The organism is Pseudomonas sp. BR20, from assembly GCF_050780135.1.
Classification (GTDB): Bacteria; Pseudomonadota; Gammaproteobacteria; order Pseudomonadales; family Pseudomonadaceae; genus Aquipseudomonas.
In genome coordinates, this window is sequence record NZ_CP172012.1 from 4282683 (window position 1) to 4303218 (window position 20536).

Sequence of the window (20536 nt, forward strand, 5' to 3'; positions counted from 1 at the left end):
CTACTGCGCAGGCGTCGGCAGGGGCGGAATCGCTTCTGTCGGCGCCGGCAGGTCCGGCGTGGTCGTGGCGGGTGCGGGCTCGGCCTGCGGCGCAATCGGTGCGGGTTCAGGCGCGGGCACAACCGGCTCCGAAGCAGCCGGTGCGGCAGGCTCTTCCTTCGGCGCCTCGACTTTCTCCGCAGCCGGTGCGGCCTTCGGCTCCGGTACACCCAGGTCGGCCTTTGGCTGCTCGGGGATATGCTCAGCCTTCTTCACTTCCTGGGGCAGGAAGACGTCCACCAGCGCAAAGTAGCGCTCGTAGAACTTCGGCGCGGACACCGTCTCACTGGCCACCTTCACCATCGAGTCATCGGTGGAGCCGATCGGCATCGACACCGACCCCAGCACGCCTACACCCAGGCTCGCGGAGTTGTTGACCTTCTTCAGCGCATAACGATCCTGCAGGGCGTTGGCAAACATCGTCGAATGCTTTTTACCTTTGCCATCATCGGCACACACCACGTTGAAGCTGATCTGCAGGTGAGTTTCGCCGGTCTGCTGGAAGCTCTTGTTGCCCACGACCAGTTTCGGATCGCTGCTGGTGATGATGTAGCCCTGGCTCAGCAACGCACGCCGCGCGGCCTCGCACGCCGCTACATCGCTAACCGGGTAATCCCGGGAAAATGTGCCGGAGTCGTCGAAGTTCTCATGTTCATAAATAGCGGTCTTGGGTGACGAGCAGCCCGCGGCGCCCGCCAGCACCAGCGCCAGCCCGAGGCTACGCAAGTGGAATGATGTCGACATTGATAATCCTGAGGAAAACGGTCTGGGCGGTATTGTGCAACAGAACGAGGCCTTGGCGCGCGCATTCCTGTCGGTAAAACGTCACAGGGTTACGCAACGGGGCCTGCAGGGAAAAGCCCGGCGCACATATGGTCAATAAACACGCGTACCTTGGTCGAGGTATGGCGACCGGGCCACAACATCCAGAAATTGCCCCGGTGTTCCAGGTAATCATCCAACACCCGCTGCAAGCGCCCCTCACACACGGCCTGGTTGACCATGTAGTCCGGCAGGCAGGCAATGCCCAATCCCTCGAGCACCACATGGTTCAGAGACTCGATGGTGGTACTGACCAACGGCGTACGCAACAGCGGTTCCGCAACACCCAAGGCAAGACGCAACGGCCAGGGCTCGAGCTTGCCCGTGGCGCAGAACTTGTGGCGCAGGCAGGCGTGGCCATTGAGGTCCTGTGGTTGCTGCGGGGTGCCGTGCTGGGCGAAGTAGCCCGGTGTGGCGACGAGCACCAGCTGGTAGTGGCCCAGGTGGCGCGCCATCAAGCGCGAATCTTCCGGCTTGCCGGTGCGAATCACCGCATCGAAACCTTCCTCGATCACGTCCACCATACGGTCAGAGAAATCCACATCCAACTCGATATCCGGGTAGGCGCGCATAAAGTCACTGAGTACTGGCATCAACAAGCCCCGCACCTGCGGCACACTGATGCGCAGCTTGCCGCGTGGCGTTGCACTGGCGTTTGTCAGTTCCTGCTCGGCCGCTTCCACCTCAGCGAGAATCCGCCGCGACCGCTCAAGGAACAGCGAGCCTTCACTGGTCAAGGTGATACTGCGCGTGCTGCGGTGAAACAGCCGCACGCCCAGGCGCTCTTCCATCCGCGCAATGCTTTTGCCCACGGCCGACGACGACACCCCCAGCACACGGCCGGCGGCGGTGAAGCTGAGCGTCTGCGCCACCTGCACAAATACCGAAAGGCTGCCCAAGCTGTCCATGATCCCGCCTTTAACGATTGCGGACACCGACGTCCGATAAGTTCGGAACCTTAGCCTGTTTTTCCGCCAACCACAGCCCCCTACTCTGCCTGCTTGCCCTTTTACCTGGATAAAACCTCATGAGCAGCAGCCCTTCACTCACCGCATCAGCCCAGCGGGATTCATTACCGCTGGGCGGTCTACTGGCCCTGGCCAGCGCTGGCTTTATCACCATCCTCACCGAAGCCATGCCCGCCGGGTTGCTACCACAGATAGGCGAAGGCCTCGGCGTGTCGCCCGCCTTGGTCGGTCAACTGGTCACGGTCTACGCCCTTGGCTCGTTGCTGGCGGCCATCCCCCTGACGCTGCTGACCCGCGGCTGGCGCAGACGGCCGTTGCTGCTGCTGGCCATTGGCGGCTTTGCCTTGGTCAATAGCGTGACCGCACTGTCCAGCCACTACGGACTGACGCTCGTGGCGCGCTTTTTTGCCGGGGTCTTCGCCGGGTTGCTCTGGGCGTTGCTGGCGGGTTATGCGAGCCGAATGGTGGCGCCACACCTGCAAGGTCGCGCCATTGCCGTGGCGATGCTGGGTGCACCGCTGGCGCTGTCACTGGGTGTGCCTGCGGGCACCTTCCTCGGCACTGCCGTTGGCTGGCGCCTGAGTTTTGCAATCATGACCGGGCTGACCTTGGTGTTACTGGCCTGGGCGCGCTGGCAGCTGCCGGACTTTGCGGGCGAACGGACGGATAAACGCTTGGGGCTGCGTCAGGTGCTGAACCTGCCAGGCATTCGTCCGGTGTTGTGGGTAACGTTTACCTACGTACTGGCCCACAACATTCTGTACACCTACATCGCCCCGTTGCTGGTGCCCGCAGGGATCGATGCGGAGGTTGACCGAGTGCTGCTGGTGTTTGGCGTCTCGGCGGTGCTGAGCATCTGGCTGACAGGCGTGTTGATTGACCGGTGGCTGCGCGCCTTGCTGCTGATCAGTTGTGCGCTGTTTGGCCTGATCGCCCTGGCGCTGGCGTTCTGGATCGATGTGCCAGCAGTCATCTATACCGCCGTGGCGTTATGGGGCCTGTCGTTCGGCGGCCTGCCGGCACTGTTGCAAACCGCACTGGCCCAATCGGCGGGCGAGTCGGCGGATGCCGCACAATCAATGCTGGTGACCGTGTGGAACCTGGGGATAGCCGGTGGCGGACTGGCAGGAGGCGTGTTGCTTCAGGGCTGGGGCGTCGCGGGCTTTCCATGGGCCGTTATGCTACTGATGCTACTGGCATGGGCCGGCGCATCACAGACAGCGCCCCAACAGCTGGCCCGGCCACCCCGCCAAGTCGAACGTTGAAATGCGCTCGTAGCCACAGGACTCATAAAAACGCACCAGATCCCCTGTCCCGCCGCCGTAGCAGTCCACACGCAAACGCGTCACTCCTGCTGCACGGGCCTGGTCATCGGCAAAGGCCATCATGCGCCGGCCAAGGCCGCGAACACGGGGATCACGCGCGGCAATCAACAAGCGCACATACACCTCGGGCTCAGTCGCCGACGGTACATAAGGCATGGGATCGCCCAACACCAGCGCTCCACAGATACGGCCTGCGGGCTCTTCTACCACCCATGCCCCGGGCAACGCGCAGGCTTCAGCCACTTGCGCGACCCGCCGGGGCGACGCCGACCAAGGCTCGGTGCCCCACTGATGGGTATTGCCCATGCCAACGAACCAGGCGACCACCTCGTCGAACACCTGCAGCACGGCAGGAACGTCCGCCGCACTGGCGCGGCGGATCAGCAAGCCATCCATTCCTAGAATCAACACGCTTGGAACTCCTGGGTCGACGATACCGAGCACCCAGTCTAGCGCACATAAAAAAGCCCCCGGTCTTTTCAGGCCGGGGGCTTCTTGTTCAAACCAACATCAGTACTTCTTGATATCAGCCTTGGTTTCCAACTGCTTGCGGTACGCCGCGAAGTCCTGCTGGCCAACACGGGAAGCGAGGAAGCGGCGATATTGCGCCTTTTCTTCGTCCGTTGGGGCAGCCGCTTCGTTGACGCCGTTCAAGCGCACGATCACCAGGCTGCCATCAGCCAGGGTCACGGTGGTGAAGGTCGGCTTGTCCTTGGCCGCAGGCTTGGGCATGCGGAACAGGGCTTGCAGCACGGCCGGGTCAATCGCTTCCTGGCTACGGGTAGCCGCTTCAGTGACTTTCCAGGCCTGGCCGTCGACCGGCTGGTTCAGCGGGGTCTTGCCATCACGCAGGCTGGCGATCAGCTCATCAGCGTGAGTCTTGGCAGCCGCGCTGGCGCGCTCCTTGGCCATCTGTGTGCGGATCGCCGCAGCAACGCTTTCCAGCGGCAGTTGCGCAGGTTTGCGGTGCTCTTTGGCACGCAGCACGATGATGGTTTCCGGGTCCAGTTCAATGGCGCTGCTATTGGCCCCCTCATCCAGCACTTCCGGGCTGAACGCAGCGGTGACCACGGCACGGTTGGCCGCAACACCGTCACCACCGTCACGGCCAAACGGCGCGGAGGTGTGTACGGTCAGCTTCAGGTCAGACGCCGGTTGGGCCAGATCGGAGGCTTCGAATGCCGCATCTTCCAATTGCTTGGTTGCTTCGACAAAACGCTGCTCGACCTGTTGGGTCTTGAGCTCGCGGGTCAGCTTGTCTTTCAGGCTGGCAAACGTCGGCACTTGCGGTGCTTCAACGCCCAACAGCTTGATCAAGTGCCAACCGAAGGTGCTGCGCACCGGCGCCGAAACCTGGTCCTTGTTCAACGCGTACAAGGCGGCTTCGAAGTCCGGGTCGTAGACGCCCGGGCCGGCAAAGCCCAGATCACCGCCACTGTTAGCCGAACCTGGATCTTGGGAGAACTCCTTGGCCAGGGTTTCGAACTTCTCACCCTTGGCCAGGCGCGCCTGGATTTCTTCGATCTTGGCCTTCGCTTGCGCGTCGGTGACCTTGTCGTTGACTTCAATCAGGATGTGCGCGGCACGACGCTGTTCAGCGAGGTTGGCGGTTTCTTTCTGATAGGCAGCCTGCAGTTCATCGTCCTTCACGCTGACCTGGTCGAAGAAGGACGACTTCTTCAGTTCCAGGTAGTCGATGACCACCTGGTCCGGGGTCATGAACTCCTTGGCGTGCTGGTCATAGTAAGCCTTGACCTCGTCGTCGGTGAGTTTCACCGCCGCAGGGTTGGCCTTGATATTGACGGTGGCAAAATCGCGGGTCTGCTTTTCCAGACGGGCGAATGCCAGCACTTCGGCGTCGGTCACGAAACCGCTGCCGGCAATACCAGCGCGAACCTGGCCGATCAGCATTTCCTGGGTCAGCATCTGACGGAACTGCAGACGGCTGTAGCCCAGTTGACGGATCACCTGGTCAAAGCGTTCGGCGTTGAATTTGCCGTCCACCTGGAATTCCGGCGTCTGCAGGATTACCTGGTCCAGTGCAGCTTCAGAGAAGCCAAACTTGGAATCGGCGGCGCCTTGCAGCAGCAGCTTGCGATCGATCAGACCCTTGAGGGCCGCGTCGCGCAGCAGTTTTTCGTCCAGCAGCGAAGCATCGAAATCCTTGCCCAGCTGTTGCATCAGCTGGCGACGTTGCATGTCGACGGCCTGGCTCAGTTCAGTCTGGGTGATTTCTTCACCGTTGACCTTGGCCACGTCCTGCTTGGTGTTGGTCGAAGCCTGGAAAATGGCCTCGATACCGGTGAACGCCATCAATGCGACGATGATCCCGATAATGGTCTTGGCAATCCAGCCTTGTGAATTGTCCCTGATATTTTGCAGCATGCGTCCCCCAGAAACGGTTGAACTTCAAAAATTGGCAACCGTGGAGCGTGGGTAGAGTCCGGATAGAAGAAAGGCGCATCCGAGGATGCGCCTTCTCGTAACTGGCGGAGCGGACGGGGGGTTGAACCTACACCCCCGGCTTGGCGACCCGATAGATACCTGGGTCAGCTTTCGCTCCGCTGCCAGGCCAGACCTGCGTCCGACCCGGGTAGCAAAGGCTTGATCGAAGCTTAGTTAACTGCTTCTTTCAGGGCTTTACCGGCTTTGAAACCTGGTTTCTTGGCAGCAGCGATTTGCAGTGCTTTGCCAGTCTGTGGGTTGCGGCCAGTGCGAGCTGGGCGGTCAGTCACAGAGAAAGTACCGAAGCCTACCAGTACCACGGAGTCGCCGGCCTTCAGAGCGCCAGTGACGGATTCGATTACTGCATCCAGCGCACGGCCAGCAGCAGCTTTCGGGATATCAGCGGATGCAGCGATAGCATCAATCAGTTCCGACTTGTTCACTCTAAGTCCCCTTATATATCTATTGAGTATGATTCTAAGTTTTTTGGTAAACAGCAAAAATCAGTGCTGAATGGCCTACAGACACTTAAGAGCCGCTTTATAACAAGGGCTCTAAAAAGCTGTCAAGGAAGCCTCCAAGCTTATTCACATTAATGCGTGCTAATTCTTTCCTTGGAATCAGACTCTCGTTTTTCGTCCTTTGCAACTATCTCCGGAGCCACATCCGGCAAGGGCTCCGGCGCGTATTGCAGCGCAATTTGCAGGACCTCGTCAATCCATTTAACCGGTTTAATCTGAAGATCCTGCTTGATGTTGTCAGGAATTTCCTTCAAGTCGCGAACATTCTCTTCAGGAATGATCACAGTCTTGATGCCACCCCGGTGTGCAGCCAGCAATTTCTCTTTCAGGCCACCGATGGCCAATACCTGGCCACGCAGGGTGATTTCCCCAGTCATCGCTACATCGGCACGCACCGGAATGCCGGTCAATGCCGATACCAGGGCCGTGCACATGCCTACGCCGGCGCTAGGGCCATCTTTCGGTGTAGCCCCTTCCGGCATGTGGATGTGGGTGTCGTGCTTCTCGTGGAAGTCCAGGGGGATCCCCAGGCTCCTGGCGCGGCTGCGCACCACGGTCTGCGCGGCGGTAATGGATTCGACCATCACGTCACCGAGGGAGCCGGTCTTGATCAACTGGCCTTTGCCGGGGATCACCGCAGCTTCGATGGTCAGCAATTCGCCGCCCACCTGGGTCCACGCCAGACCAGTCACCTGCCCTACCTGATCCTGCTGCTCAGCCAGGCCGTAACGGAATTTACGCACGCCCAGGAAGTGCTCAAGCGCATCGGCAGTGACTTTCACCGAGAAGCGTTTTTCCAGCGCGTGCTCCTTGACCGCCTTGCGGCAAATCTTCGCGATCTGGCGCTCAAGGCCCCGTACACCGGCCTCGCGAGTGTAATAGCGCACGATGTCGCGGATCGACTCGACGTCGAATTCGATCTCGCCCTTCTTCAGGCCGTTGGCCGAAATCTGCTTGGGCGCGAGGTATTTGACGGCGATATTGATCTTCTCGTCTTCGGTGTAACCCGGCAGACGAATCACCTCCATCCGGTCCAGCAATGCCGGCGGAATATTCATGGAGTTGGAGGTGCACAGGAACATTACATCGGACAGGTCGTAGTCGACCTCCAGGTAATGGTCGTTGAAATTGTGGTTCTGCTCAGGGTCGAGCACTTCCAGCAAGGCCGATGCCGGATCGCCACGCATGTCGCTGCCCATTTTGTCGATTTCATCGAGCAGGAACAGCGGGTTGCGTACGCCCACCTTTGTCATTTTTTGAATCAATCTTCCTGGCATCGAACCGATGTAAGTCCGGCGATGACCACGAATTTCCGCTTCATCGCGCACACCACCGAGGGCCATGCGCACGAATTTACGGTTGGTGGCATTGGCGATGGACTCGGCCAGGGAGGTTTTACCCACGCCAGGCGGGCCAACCAGGCACAACACTGGGCCACGAATCTTCTTCACACGCTTTTGTACGGCGAGGTATTCGAGGATGCGTTCTTTGACTTCTTCGAGGCCATAGTGGTCGGCATCGAGAATGTCTTCAGCACGCGCCAGGTCCAGGCGTACCTTGGTCTGGGCCTTCCACGGCACCTGCACCAGCCAGTCGATGTACGAGCGCACCACGGTGGCCTCGGCGGACATCGGCGACATCTGCTTGAGCTTGTTCAACTCGGCGGTGGCTTTGGTCAGGGCGTCTTTCGGCAGGCCGGCAGCATCAATGCGCTTTTTCAGCTCTTCGATTTCGTTGTGGCCTTCCTCGCTGTCGCCGAGTTCTTTCTGAATGGCCTTCATCTGCTCATTCAGGTAGTACTCGCGCTGGCTGCGCTCCATTTGCTTTTTGACACGACCACGGATGCGCTTCTCAACCTGGAGCAGATCGATTTCGGCATCCAGCAATGCCAGCACGTGTTCGACACGGGCCGACAGGTCGATGATTTCGAGGATGTCTTGCTTCTGCTCGATCTTCAGCGCCATGTGCGCGGCCATGGTATCGACCAGGCGGCTTGGCTCATCGATGCTATTGAGGGAAGACAGGACTTCAGCCGGGACTTTTTTGCCCAACTGCACATACTGCTCAAACTGCGAGAGCAGGCTGCGCACAAACACTTCGGACTCGCGCTCAGGGGCCTCGACTTCTTCGATCAGCACCACTTCAGCGCGCAGGTGGCCGTCCACCTCCATGAAACGCTCTACCGCACCACGCTGCTCGCCTTCCACCAACACCTTGACGGTGCCATCGGGCAGCTTGAGCAGTTGCAGGACAGTGGCAATGGTACCGACGCGATACAGGGCATCTTCGCCTGGATCATCATCGGCAGGATTTCTCTGGGCCAGCAGCAGGATCTGCTTGTCGCCCGTCATCGCGGCCTCGAGGGCTTCGATAGACTTCTCGCGCCCCACGAACAGCGGGATAACCATGTGCGGATAGACGACGACATCACGCAACGGCAGGAGAGGCAATTCGATGGTTGTCTTCATGATTTCGCCTCTATGACAGTTGAAAAATAAGCTTGAAACCAAGATGGGGGCTGCGTGTAAAAAAAACAAGCTCAATGCGGGCAGTTACACGCAGTAAAAATCCTTATGAAAAACAAAGGGGCCCCTAGAGGCCCCTTCGTTTGTACCAAAACTGCGAAACGCTTACGCGTCTGGCGCAGCTTTGGCAGTCGGCTCACTGTTTTCGTAGATATACAGTGGCTTGGACTTACCTTCTATAACGCTTTCGTCGATCACCACTTTACTCACCTCGGACTGCGAGGGGATCTCGTACATGGTGTCGAGCAATACACCTTCGAGGATGGAACGCAGGCCACGTGCACCGGTCTTGCGCTCCAGTGCCCGCTTGGCCACCGATTTGAGCGCATCGGTACGGAACTCGAGGTCTACACCTTCCATCTCGAACAGCTTGGCGTATTGCTTGGTCAGGGCGTTTTTCGGCTCGGTGAGGATCTGAATCAGAGCCGCCTCATCCAACTCGTCCAACGTGGCCAGGACCGGCAGACGGCCAACGAATTCCGGGATCAGACCGAACTTGACCAGATCGTCAGGCTCGACTTCACGCAGGGACTCACCCACCTTCTTGCCTTCTTCCTTGCTGCGCACTTCTGCACTGAAACCGATGCCGCCACGGGTAGACCGTTGCTGAATAACCTTCTCCAGGCCGGAGAATGCACCGCCACAGATAAACAGGATGTTGCGCGTATCAACCTGAAGGAATTCCTGCTGCGGGTGCTTGCGGCCGCCTTGTGGCGGTACGGAAGCTACCGTGCCTTCGATCAGTTTCAACAGGGCCTGCTGCACGCCTTCACCGGAAACGTCCCGAGTGATCGACGGGTTGTCGGACTTGCGCGAGATCTTGTCGATTTCGTCGATGTAGACAATACCCATCTGGGCCTTCTCTACGTCGTAGTCGCACTTCTGCAGCAGTTTCTGAATGATGTTCTCGACATCTTCGCCAACGTAGCCAGCCTCGGTGAGGGTGGTGGCGTCGGCGATGGTGAACGGAACGTTCAGCAGGCGAGCGAGGGTTTCCGCAAGCAGGGTCTTACCCGAGCCTGTAGGACCGATCAGCAAGATGTTGCTCTTGCCGAGTTCGACTTCGTCGCCTTTCTTGTCACGCTGGTTCAAGCGCTTGTAGTGGTTGTATACCGCTACGGCCAGAACCTTCTTTGCACGCTCTTGACCAATCACATACTGATCAAGGATGCCGCTGATTTCTTTAGGCGAAGGCAATTTATGCGCGCTGCTTTCGGCCTGGGCTTCCTGCACCTCCTCACGGATGATGTCATTGCACAGGTCGACGCACTCGTCGCAGATAAAGACCGAGGGGCCGGCAATCAATTTGCGCACTTCATGCTGGCTTTTGCCACAGAAGGAGCAATAGAGCAGCTTGCCGTTGTCCTCGCCGTTGCGGGTGTCAGTCATTCGTTCGATCCAAATCCGATAGGCTTGCAACACAAGATGAAGGCTTATGCGGGCTTTTTCAAGCCCACAGGTGATCGGAAAACCCGACCAGCCCTATTTTGAGCGGCTTATATTAAGCGGGGCGCTTTTCGATCACTGCGTCGATCAACCCGTATTCACGTGCGGCTTCGGCGCTCATGAAGTTATCGCGGTTGGTGTCGCGCTCGATTTCTTCCAGGGTATGCCCGCTGTGCTTGGCCATCAGCGTGTTGAGACGTTCGCGGATGAAGAGGATTTCCTTGGCGTGGATTTCGATGTCCGACGCCTGGCCCTGGAAACCGCCCAGTGGCTGGTGAATCATCACGCGCGAGTTAGGCAGGCAGTAACGCTTGCCCTCGGCACCTGCGGTCAGCAGGAACGCGCCCATGCTGCAGGCCTGGCCAATGCAGGTAGTCGATACGTTCGGCTTGATGAACTGCATGGTGTCGTAGATCGACATGCCCGCGGTCACCGAACCGCCCGGTGAGTTGATGTAGAGATGGATGTCCTTGTCCGGGTTTTCCGCTTCAAGGAACAGCAGTTGCGCACAGATCAGGTTGGCCATGTAGTCCTCTACCGGGCCCACCAGAAAGATCACTCGCTCCTTGAGCAGGCGCGAGTAGATGTCGTAGGCGCGCTCGCCACGGGCGGACTGCTCGACAACCATCGGGACCAGGCCGCCTGCGGCCTGGATATCAGAGTTCTGCTGAATATAGGAATTACGGAACATGCTCTGCAGTTACTCCCAAATAGTCATGTCTTGAAAACGCATAAGCCAGCGCGAGGCTGGCTTATGGTTGAATTTCCAACGAGTTGGACAATCAGTCGGCTTGTGCTGCTTCCGCCGGCTTGACTGCTTCTTCGTAAGAGACCGCTTTATCGGTCACCTTAGCCTTCTGCAGAACAGTATCCACAACTTGTTCTTCCAGCACAACCGAACGTACTTCGTTCAGTTGCTGGTCATTCTTGTAGTACCAAGCCACGACCTGCTCAGGCTCCTGGTAGGCCGAAGCCATTTCCTGAATCATTTCGCGGACGCGGTCTTCGTCAGGCTTGAGGTCGAACTGCTTGACCACTTCAGCCACGATCAGGCCCAGTACCACACGGCGCTTGGCTTGCTCTTCGAACAGCTCGGCCGGCAGTTGGTCTGGCTTGATGTTGCCGCCGAACTGCTGAACAGCCTGTACGCGCAGACGATCCACTTCGTTGGACAGCAGGGCCTTAGGCACTTCGATCGGATTGGAGGCCAGCAGACCGTCCATAACCTGGTTCTTGACCTTGGACTTGATAGCCTGGCGCAGCTCGCGCTCCATGTTCTTGCGAACTTCGGTGCGGAAGCCTTCGATGCCGGTCTCCTTGATGCCGAACTGATTGAAGAATTCTTCGTTCAGCTCTGGCAGCTTAGGCTCGGAAACGCTATTGACGGTCACGGTGAACTCGGCGGCTTTGCCAGCCAGGTCCAGATTCTGATAGTCAGCAGGGAATTCCAGGTTCAGGACCCGCTCTTCGCCAGCCTTGGCGCCAACCAGGCCGTCTTCGAAGCCAGGAATCATGCGGTTGGAACCCAGCACCAACTGAGTACCCTTGGCGGAGCCGCCAGCGAATGCTTCGCCGTCAACCTTGCCAACGAAATCGATGTTCAGTTGGTCTTCGTTCTGGGCAGCACGCTCGGCCACTTCGAAACGGGTGTTCTGCTTGCGCAGGATTTCCAGCATGTTGTCCAGGTCCGAATCAGCCACTTCGGCGCTCAGGCGCTCGATGGCGATACCGTCGAAACCGGCCACTTCGAACTCGGGGAACACTTCGAATACGGCAACGTATTCCAGGTCCTTGCCCGCTTCCAGGGACTTAGGTTCGATCGAAGGCGAACCAGCCGGGTTCAGCTTTTGCTCAACCACTGCTTCGTAGAAAGAAGCCTGGATCACGTCACCGACGGCTTCATTGCGCGCATCAGCACCAAAACGGCGCTTGATTTCGCTCATTGGCACCTTGCCCGGACGGAAACCAGCGATCTTGGCCTTTTGGGCAGTCTGCTGCAGACGCTTGTTGACCGCAGTCTCGATGCGCTCAGCCGGCACGGTGATGCTCATGCGGCGCTCGAGAGCAGTAGTATTTTCAACAGAAACTTGCATGGATATTCCTCGTTGCACAGACGTTAGCCGGCCATTTCCGACCCCAATCAAGGGCATGCATTCTAGTGGGTCAAACTCAAGAAGTCACCCTACTGGAAATACGCCCGTAAACAGCCGGCAATTTATCGGTACGAAGGCACTGTCGCGCCCCGCCCCGGTGACAAATAAAGCCAAACACGCCAGGGCTCTGCGCCGCCCCTCTATATATAGAAGGGATCGTCGCTGACCTCCCTGACGCCCCACCCCGCAATAAGGGCAGATAGACAACGCAGCATCATCGAGACACATAAATACGATGAAACGCACCGCCATCGCGACCCAGAACCCGCAGCCACGAAAAACCGAACCGCCAAAACCAAAAAAGGCGCCAGACTGTTAAATCTGGCGCCTTTCGAATATGGGGTGGACGAAGGGGATCGAACCCTCGACAACGGGAGTCACAATCCCGTGCTCTACCAACTGAGCTACGCCCACCATATTGCGTTAACAAAGAAACCAAACTACTTCTTTGTCGAGCCTTACCCTGCGCATAGACCGAGTAAAGCTTTATTTGGTGCGGATGAAGAGACTCGAACTCTTACGCCTCGCGGCGCTGGAACCTAAATCCAGTGTGTCTACCAATTCCACCACATCCGCGCTTGAAGCTCTTAAAGCAAAGGCGCCAGACGATTAATCTGGCGCCTTTCAAAATATGGGGTGGACGAAGGGGATCGAACCCTCGACAACGGGAGTCACAATCCCGTGCTCTACCAACTGAGCTACGCCCACCATATAACGCTACTTGTGCCAAAGCTGCCTAATGGCGCACCCGGCAGGACTCGAACCTGCGACCATCCGCTTAGAAGGCGGATGCTCTATCCAGCTGAGCTACGGGCGCCTTATTAATCTGTACTCTTGGAGGATTACAAACTAAGTGCTTCCAGCCTTGCAGAACAACGATTCTGCTCGACCTTCTTAACCAGTGCTAGGCTGTGCCCGACAAGTGCGACGAATAGTATAGAGGGCCTGGAAACCCGTCAAATCTTTTTTGAAAAAAATTCATTTTATTTAAGGGGTTAGGCCAATTTGCGGACCAAGCGCCTTTGCCCTCACGCCGTGGCGTGCGAGAATGCGCGCACTTTTCCTCCCCCTCTCGATGGTTAATCACGCGTAATGACTGCACAACTTATCGACGGCAAATCAATCGCCGCCAGCCTGCGCCAGCAGATCGCCAAACGAGTCACCGAGCGCAGCCAGCAAGGCTTGCGCACGCCTGGCCTCGCGGTGATCCTGGTCGGCAGCGATCCTGCCTCTCAGGTTTATGTCTCGCACAAGCGTAAAGACTGTGAAGAGGTCGGCTTTATTTCCAAGGCCTACGACCTGCCTGCCGACACCACCCAGCAGGCCCTGACCGACCTGATCGACAGCCTCAACGACGACCCGGCGATGGATGGCATCCTCCTGCAATTGCCATTGCCCGCGCACCTGGACGCGTCCAAGCTGCTCGAGCGCATCCGCCCTGACAAAGACGTCGACGGTTTCCACCCTTATAACGTCGGCCGCCTGGCCCAGCGTATCCCGCTGCTGCGCCCGTGCACGCCCAAAGGCATCATGACCCTGCTGGAAAGCACCGGTGTCGACCTGTACGGCCTCGATGCCGTCATCGTCGGCGCGTCCAACATCGTGGGCCGCCCCATGGCCATGGAATTGCTGCTGGCCGGTTGCACCGTCACCGTGACCCACCGTTTCACCAAGGACCTCGCAGGCCACGTTGGCCGTGCCGACCTGGTCGTCGTGGCCGCCGGTAAGCCAGGCCTGGTCAAGGGCGAATGGATCAAGGAAGGCGCCATCGTCATTGACGTGGGCATCAACCGCCAGGAAGACGGCAAGCTGGTCGGCGACGTGGTGTACGAGACCGCCCTGCCCCGCGCCGGCTGGATCACCCCGGTGCCGGGTGGCGTTGGTCCGATGACCCGTGCCTGCCTGCTGGAAAACACCCTGTACGCCGCAGAAACCCTGCACGGTTAATAACCAGCCGTACTGAAAAAGCCCTGCCTTATCGCAGGGCTTTTTATTGCCCGGAAGAAAACCTGTTTTTTCTTAGTTTTTAAGCACTTTCGTCTGGTTTTAGAAGAACATTCGACAGTCTCTCGTCCATACTCCTAAAATGTAACGCCATTTGTCACAAAACCCGTTTCCCAACGGTATTTCTTACTTTTTAGCGAGTTCATCCGCGTGAAAATTCGTCTTTCTATTGTCAGCCTATTTTTTGCTTTCACCGGCACCTTTGCACACGCTGCCGAATCCGCCCTGGCGCCGCGGGATCCATCCAAACTCCAGATCGCTTCCGGCAGCGCCATGCTGGTGGACCTGCAAACCAACAAGGTCATCTACGCCAGCAACCCCGACGTGGTGGTGCCTATCGCCTCGGTGAGCAAGCTGATGACGGGCCTGATCGTGCTTGAAGCCAAGCAGAACATGGACGAGTACATCGACATCAACATCACCGACACGCCGGAAATGAAAGGCGTGTTCTCCCGCGTGAAAATCGGCAGCCAGATGCCGCGCAAGGAGATGTTGCTGATCGCCCTGATGTCATCGGAAAACCGTGCCGCCGCGAGCCTGGCGCACCACTATCCGGGCGGCTACGCGGCCTTCATTGCTGCGATGAACGCCAAGGCCAAGGCCCTGGGCATGACCAGCACCCATTATGTCGAGCCCACCGGCCTGTCGATCCACAACGTGTCCACCGCCCGCGACTTGAGCAAGCTGCTGGCCTATGCGCAAAAATTTCCGATGCTGAGCCAGTTGAGCACGACTAAGGAAAAGACCGTGGCGTTCCGCAAGCCCAACTACACCCTGGGCTTCTCTAACACCGACCACCTGATCAACCGCGCCAACTGGGATATCAAGCTGACCAAGACCGGCTTTACCAACCAGGCCGGTCATTGCCTGGTGCTGGTCACCAGCATGGGTAACCGTCCGGTATCGCTGGTGATCCTGGATGCTTTCGGCAAATTCACCCACTTTGCCGATGCCAGCCGAATCCGTAGCTGGGTCGAGACCGGCAAGGGTGGCTCGGTGCCGGACGTCGCGTTGCGCTACAAGGCTGACAAAAACCTGAAAAGCCGTCCGAACGCCGCAGAAGTCCGTCGCTAAACACCCCGCCTAAAGCCCCTAAGCCCCGATTTGCTCGGGGCTTTTTATATGGACGCACCACCAAAAGCAGGGCTTGCCCCTCAGTTGACGCTCTGGATAAACGCTGTAGTCAGGTATCCGTCTCGCCCAATCTCCTCTCAAAAGCGTCACGCCACCTCATTCAACAGACGGCAGGCACGCAAACTGAATACCCACCTCAAATCCGTCCTGCCTGTCGGTCGCTGGCGACGCCAGGGTCATACGCGCCTTGATCCCCTGCACGATCGCCTGGGCAATTGCCAAACCCAGCCCTGTGCCGCTGGCTTCGCTGCTGCCGCGTACAAAGCGTTCAGTGAGGCGCCGCAGCACCGCTCCCGGGACGGCGGGTCCGCCATTGACTACACGCAGCAACGCCTGGTCCGTGAGGCTGACGTCGATAGGTTGGTCAGTAGCGCCGTACTTCAAGGCGTTCTCGATCAAGTTGCGCAGCAGAATCCCGAACGCGTCTGGGTCGATCGCGCAGTACACGCTGCACTCAGTGGGCAGGTGCAAGCGAATGCGCTGCCCGCTGCTGCGATTCCACTCATCGACCCCATGGGCCAGCAAGGGAATCAGATCCTGGGGTGCCTCGGACAGCAGCCCGCCGCCCTCAGCCTTGGCCAACTGCATAAGCTTCTCCGATAGCCGCGCCAACTCGCGCAGGGAGTGTTCGATCTTTAGCGCTCGCACGCGCAACGGGCCTTCCGGCGCTTCCTGGCGCAAGCGCTGAATCTGCGCCAACGTCGCCGCCAGCGGCGTGCGCAACTCATGTGCGCTGTTGGCGGTGAAACTGCGCTCGGCCTCCAATGCCTTGCGCAAGCGCTCCAGCAGGCGGTTGACCGCGTCGGCCAACGGGTCGATTTCAGCCGGCAGGCGCGCCACGCGGATCGGCGACAAATCCCCTGCACCACGAGCTTCTACGGCACGGCGATAGGCCAATACGCTGCGCAGACTGAGGCGTATAAACAACCAAGTGCCCAGCAGGCTGATGGGGATCAGCGCCAGTAACGGCACCAGCAACGCCAACAAGGCTTCCCGCGCGGCTTCATGGCGATGCTTCAGCGGCTCGGCGATTTCGATGAACAGGCTGCTGCGCAGTGCACTCGCGCCATACAGCCGGTATTTTCGCGTGGTGGAGAACCCCTCGCGCGGGTGTTCGTTGAAGATCTTCGGGTTGGCGTCATGGGATTGCATCAGAATCTGGCCCTGGGCGTCGCGCACCACGTACGCCAGGTATTCCTTGTGCATTTTCAGGGTGGCAACATGCTGCGCGGTCCGGGGCTCTTCACGATTGCTGATTTCCAGCACGGCCAAGGGCAGGATCCGTTGCGCGGTCTCTTCCAGCGCACTGTCGAATGTCTCGTTGAGTTCATGTTGCACCACCTGCCAAGCCGCGACGGTCGCCCCCAGCCAGAGCACGGTCATGCCCAGGGTCAACCCCAAGCCCAGACGCTTTTGCAGGCTGATCGACGACTTCATACGGCCCAGGGTGTGTAAAAACGCTAAATCGGGTTTTCTATAGCGACGCCAGGAGACCGTGCTCGGGTTTTGCAAACTGATCAAGGCCACGACGTTTTCAAGAACAGTTAAAACGGCTCAGTAGCCTCTTAAGGTCCTTCGGATGGGGTAAAAAAGACCGGTTTTTACGCCGTTAACGCTTTCATCAAGCCAGTGGTGCCGATGATTTTCATCACCCGTTTCAGGTTGTAGGCGAGCACATTCAGGCTCATCTCTGCACTCACCCCGTTAAGCTTTCGGGTCAGGAAGTGCGTCGCGCCCATCCATTGCTTGAGCGTCCCGAAGGGATGCTCAACCGTTCGTTTTCGGATCCGCATCATTTCCGGCGCGTTGCTCAGCCTATTCTGCATTTCCTCCAGTACGGCTTCATGCTCCCAGCGCCGAACCCGTCGTTCCGTGCTCGGTGTGCACTGCGGTTTCATTACGCAGCCCCGGCATTTCGAACTCCAGTAACGGTGCAACGTCAGGCCTTTTTCAACGTTGGTATAGCGCCAGATCAGTGTTTCTCCAGCCGGGCAAATGTATTCGTTTTTTGCCGCGTCATAGATGAAGGCATCGTTATTAAAGCGCCCGTCTGCCTTGGCTCCAGAGGTCATCGGCTTAGGCACATAGGCAGTGATTCCTGCATCGTGACAAGCCAAGATTTCTTCGCTTTTGAAGTAACCTCGGTCAGCCACTACCGACAGCGTTTCTGACGCCATCGCCTCGCGGGCCTGCTTGGCCATCGAGCTGAGTTGGTCGCGGTCGTAACCGACGTTGGTCACCTCATGCGCAACGATCAAATGGTGCTGGGTATCGACCGCTGTCTGCACGTTGTAACCGACGATGCCCGTGCCGCGAGTCATCATGGAGCGGGCGTCTGGATCGGTCAGTGAGACCTGTTTATCCGACGATTCGTTGAGCTGAGTTTCAATGACCCGTAACTCTTTCATCTGAGCTTTGAGCTTGTCGATTTTCTCTTGCAGACGAGCAGCCGTGGGCTGAGCAATCGAGGGTTCTTGCCGATCGGCTTCGTCGAGCGCATTCAGGTACCGATTGATACTCGATTCAATTTCTTCCATCCGCCGCTTCAGCTTGGCGCTGGTGAAATTGCGGTCGCGGTTGTTGACGGCCTTGAATTTACTGCCGTCAATGGCAACCAGATTTTCTCCGAACAGTCCCAACTGCTGGCACAGCACCACGAAATGGCGGCAGACGCCTCGGATGGCCTTGCTGTTGTCTTTTCGGAAGTTGGCGATGGTCTTGAAATCGGGCATCAAACGCCCTGTCAGCCACATCAACTCGACGTTGCGTTGGGCTTCTCGTTCAAGACGCCGGCTCGATTGAATGCGGTTGAGATAGCCGTAGATGTAGATCTTCAGCAAGATTGCGGGGTGGTAAGCAGGTCGGCCGGTATCAGCTGGAATGACGCCTTCAAAACGTAGATTGACCAGGTCGAGTTCGTCGACGAAAACGTCGACTACTCGCACCGGATTTGTGTCACTGACGTAGTCGTCAAGGCTTTCGGGAAGCAAAGTGCTTTGTCCGCGATGCTCACCTTGAATGAAACGTTTCATGGGCAATCCTGCGTTAACACTTTGGGTAATCATAGCAACGTTAGCCGGGTCTTCACGTACTCTGACGTAAGCACGATATGCTACTGAATTTGAAGTTGAAGGGCTTACCCATGGATGTAATTTCAGCGCACCGATTTTGTAAAAATCACCGAGCCCAAATTGAAGCAAGTGATCGTTGTGGCTGTTTTTACTGCTTAAGTGTGTTTTCGTCCGCAGAAATCACAGAGTGGGTCGATCTGGATACCACCGCTTTGTGTCCGAAGTGTGGGATTGACGCGGTCATCGGCTCAGCATCCAGCGCGCCGGTTAACCCAGAGTTTCTTTCGAAAATGAACGAGCACTGGTTTTAGACGACCCCATCGTTCGATGGTTTTCGGTCTGTCGGGCATCTACACAGAACGTGGTTTGACCCCGCGCCTTACGATGCTGCTGATCGAATACGTTTTTACACACTCTGGGCCATCAACCGATACCCCATGCCGCGCACGGTTTCCACCAGCTCGCGTCCCAGCTTTTTACGCAGGCGGCTGATATAGACCTCAATGGTATTACTCTCGATTTCCGCGCCAAAGGCATACAAGCGCTCTTCGAGCTGGCCCTTCGACAGCAACGCCGTAGGGCGCTGCACAAACGCCTCGAACAACGCCCATTCGCGCGCCGTCAGGTCGATGGTGACGCCGGCGCGCTGTACGGTGCGCGCGCTCAGGTCAATCTGTAGCTCACCGAGCTTGATCTGCGGGTTGGGGTTTCCGCTGTAACGCCGGGCCACAGCGGCCGCCCGGGCCGAAAGCTCAAACAGGTCGAATGGTTTGACCAAGTAATCGTCGGCACCGACATTGAGGCCGGCGATGCGATCGGATATCTGGTCCTGGGCCGTGAGGATTATCACCGGGGTCACATTGCCGGCCGAACGTTGTTCGCGCAAAAAGTCCAGCCCGCGACCGTCGGGTAGCATCAGGTCCAGCAGGATCAGGTCATACGGCGTGGTGCGCACGCTGGCTCTGGCGTGATCCAGTAGCTGCACCCAGTCGACCGCGTGGCCGTCATCGGCGATCTGTTCGCGCACCGCCTCCCCCAATCCTGGCGCGTCCTCCACCAATAAAACCCGCATCTGTCACCTCCTCTGATGGTTGTCGTGCAGCACCCTAGCGGCCTTACCTGACGTGAATCTGAAGATTCAGCTGGTTGTCAGGAATGCGACTTAGGGTATGCCGTACATGCCAACTCGGTCGGAGACAGATCATGAAATCAGCTTTTATTACCAGCACCGCATTGTTGAGCGTCCTGCTCGGTGGATACGCCTTGGCCGATGATGATTGCAGCGAGCCGGTCAGCGACTGGCAACCACGCGAAACCCTGCGCCAGCAAGTGGAGCAGCAATATGGCTGGAGCGTGCAGCGCATCAAGGTCGACGACGGCTGTTACGAGCTCAAGGGCACCGACCGTAAAGGCAATGCAATCGAAGCCAGCTATACACCGGCCTCCCTTCGTCTGCGCAAACTGGAAATCCATTTTGGCGACAGCGGCGACGCCCGGGACTACCTCAACCGCCCTGAAGCGCACTGATCTTCACGTTTTCCCACGGCTTTCAGGTTGCTGTCAGCCAGCAGGTCCAGGCTCTCGCCACACTGCTCAATCAGGAGAATTTTATGAAAAAGCTAATCGCTGCAACCTGCCTCGCCGGCGCCATTGCCCTGCCGGGGTTGGCCCAGGCCCGCGAAGTGACCCTGACCACCCAGCTCAAGGACTACAGCGGCAACGGTGCGTACCTGGCGATTTATCTCACCGATGCCAACGGCCAATACCAGAAGACCCTGTGGGTCGCCGGCAAGAAGGCCAAGTACTACCGGCACCTGAGCGACTGGGCGCGCGGCAGCGGCATGAAGCCAAGTGAGTTTGACGGGCTCAGCGGCGCCAGTGTGGGCAGCGGCCGCACCCTCAACGTCAGCGTGGAACTGGCCGACACCTTGATCGACGCCGGGTATCAGATCCGTATCGACAGCGCCGTGGAAGACAAACGCGATAGCCGTGCCGACGTCAGTGTTCCCCTGACATCGAGCGGCTCGGGCAAGCCGGTCAGCGGCAACATCTATGTCGAGTCCTTTACCTACGACCTGTAGCC

The 20536-nt window shown here is 58.2% G+C and carries 17 protein-coding genes and 4 tRNA genes; 5 read left to right on the forward strand and 16 right to left on the reverse strand.

The window, feature by feature from the left end:
* Positions 1-783, reverse strand: a complete 783-nt coding sequence (locus ACHPFG_RS19490; protein ID WP_431700191.1) for a DUF2242 domain-containing protein — start codon at positions 781-783, stop codon at positions 1-3.
* A gap of 89 nt (positions 784-872) precedes the next feature.
* Positions 873-1769: a LysR family transcriptional regulator gene (locus ACHPFG_RS19495; RefSeq protein WP_431700192.1), complete on the reverse strand. Its 897-nt coding sequence runs from the start codon at positions 1767-1769 to the stop codon at positions 873-875.
* A 119-nt stretch (positions 1770-1888) separates the two neighbouring features.
* On the opposite strand from ACHPFG_RS19495, the gene ACHPFG_RS19500 reads away from it, so the two are divergent.
* Entirely contained in the window at positions 1889-3094 is a 1206-nt protein-coding gene (locus tag ACHPFG_RS19500; protein ID WP_431700193.1) for an MFS transporter, read from the forward strand.
* On the opposite strand, the gene ACHPFG_RS19505 is transcribed toward ACHPFG_RS19500, so the two are convergent.
* From ACHPFG_RS19505 to ACHPFG_RS19555, 11 genes are all read right to left on the reverse strand, one after another.
* The gene (locus tag ACHPFG_RS19505) at positions 3041-3565 is read right to left on the reverse strand and encodes an N-acetyltransferase family protein (RefSeq protein ID WP_431700194.1); all 525 of its coding nucleotides are present in this window, start codon (positions 3563-3565) and stop codon (positions 3041-3043) included. The two genes, ACHPFG_RS19500 and ACHPFG_RS19505, sit on opposite strands and share 54 nt — an antisense overlap.
* A gap of 99 nt (positions 3566-3664) precedes the next feature.
* Positions 3665-5539, reverse strand: a complete 1875-nt coding sequence (locus ACHPFG_RS19510; RefSeq protein ID WP_431700195.1) for a SurA N-terminal domain-containing protein — start codon at positions 5537-5539, stop codon at positions 3665-3667.
* Between the two features lie 230 nt (positions 5540-5769).
* Positions 5770-6042 carry an HU family DNA-binding protein gene (locus ACHPFG_RS19515; RefSeq protein WP_003174819.1) on the reverse strand — a complete coding sequence of 91 codons (273 nt, stop codon included), beginning with the start codon at positions 6040-6042 and terminating at the stop codon, positions 5770-5772.
* 149 nt (positions 6043-6191) lie between these two features.
* Positions 6192-8588 carry an endopeptidase La gene (gene lon / locus ACHPFG_RS19520; protein ID WP_431700196.1) on the reverse strand — a complete coding sequence of 799 codons (2397 nt, stop codon included), beginning with the start codon at positions 8586-8588 and terminating at the stop codon, positions 6192-6194.
* Positions 8589-8750: 162 nt separating this feature from the next.
* The gene (gene clpX / locus ACHPFG_RS19525; RefSeq protein WP_003238279.1) at positions 8751-10034 is read right to left on the reverse strand and encodes an ATP-dependent Clp protease ATP-binding subunit ClpX; all 1284 of its coding nucleotides are present in this window, start codon (positions 10032-10034) and stop codon (positions 8751-8753) included.
* 112 nt (positions 10035-10146) lie between these two features.
* Positions 10147-10782 (reverse strand): ATP-dependent Clp endopeptidase proteolytic subunit ClpP, encoded by a 636-nt coding sequence (clpP, locus tag ACHPFG_RS19530; RefSeq protein ID WP_003174822.1) that lies wholly within the window; start codon positions 10780-10782, stop codon positions 10147-10149.
* 91 nt (positions 10783-10873) lie between these two features.
* On the reverse strand, positions 10874-12184 hold the full coding sequence (tig, locus tag ACHPFG_RS19535) for a trigger factor (RefSeq protein WP_431700197.1): 1311 nt from the start codon (positions 12182-12184) through the stop codon (positions 10874-10876).
* Positions 12185-12582: 398 nt separating this feature from the next.
* Positions 12583-12658 (reverse strand) — tRNA-His (locus ACHPFG_RS19540).
* Between the two features lie 77 nt (positions 12659-12735).
* Positions 12736-12820, reverse strand: a tRNA-Leu gene (locus ACHPFG_RS19545).
* Between the two features lie 56 nt (positions 12821-12876).
* A tRNA-His gene (locus ACHPFG_RS19550) sits at positions 12877-12952 on the reverse strand.
* A 32-nt stretch (positions 12953-12984) separates the two neighbouring features.
* A tRNA-Arg gene (locus ACHPFG_RS19555) sits at positions 12985-13061 on the reverse strand.
* A gap of 275 nt (positions 13062-13336) precedes the next feature.
* On the opposite strand from ACHPFG_RS19555, the gene folD reads away from it, so the two are divergent.
* Positions 13337-14191 (forward strand): bifunctional methylenetetrahydrofolate dehydrogenase/methenyltetrahydrofolate cyclohydrolase FolD, encoded by an 855-nt coding sequence (folD, locus tag ACHPFG_RS19560; protein WP_090402619.1) that lies wholly within the window; start codon positions 13337-13339, stop codon positions 14189-14191.
* A gap of 207 nt (positions 14192-14398) precedes the next feature.
* Entirely contained in the window at positions 14399-15322 is a 924-nt protein-coding gene (pbpG, locus tag ACHPFG_RS19565; RefSeq protein WP_431700198.1) for a D-alanyl-D-alanine endopeptidase, read from the forward strand.
* Positions 15323-15478: 156 nt separating this feature from the next.
* Here pbpG and ACHPFG_RS19570 read toward each other — a convergent pair whose 3' ends face one another.
* The 3 genes from ACHPFG_RS19570 to ACHPFG_RS19580 form a co-directional block, all read right to left on the reverse strand.
* A complete protein-coding gene (locus ACHPFG_RS19570) occupies positions 15479-16819 on the reverse strand; it encodes an ATP-binding protein (RefSeq protein ID WP_431700199.1) in 1341 nt (446 codons plus the stop codon).
* A 164-nt stretch (positions 16820-16983) separates the two neighbouring features.
* Positions 16984-18414 carry an IS1182 family transposase gene (locus ACHPFG_RS19575; RefSeq protein WP_431700200.1) on the reverse strand — a complete coding sequence of 477 codons (1431 nt, stop codon included), beginning with the start codon at positions 18412-18414 and terminating at the stop codon, positions 16984-16986.
* 445 nt (positions 18415-18859) lie between these two features.
* The gene (locus ACHPFG_RS19580) at positions 18860-19525 is read right to left on the reverse strand and encodes a response regulator transcription factor (RefSeq protein ID WP_431700201.1); all 666 of its coding nucleotides are present in this window, start codon (positions 19523-19525) and stop codon (positions 18860-18862) included.
* A 131-nt stretch (positions 19526-19656) separates the two neighbouring features.
* Between ACHPFG_RS19580 and ACHPFG_RS19585 the strand changes: the two genes are divergently transcribed.
* Complete coding sequence (locus ACHPFG_RS19585; protein WP_431700202.1) at positions 19657-19980, forward strand: PepSY domain-containing protein; 324 nt, start codon at positions 19657-19659, stop codon at positions 19978-19980.
* A gap of 83 nt (positions 19981-20063) precedes the next feature.
* Positions 20064-20534, forward strand: coding sequence for a DUF2271 domain-containing protein (locus ACHPFG_RS19590; RefSeq protein WP_431700203.1), 471 nt, complete (start codon positions 20064-20066; stop codon positions 20532-20534).
* Positions 20535-20536: the final 2 nt, after the last annotated feature.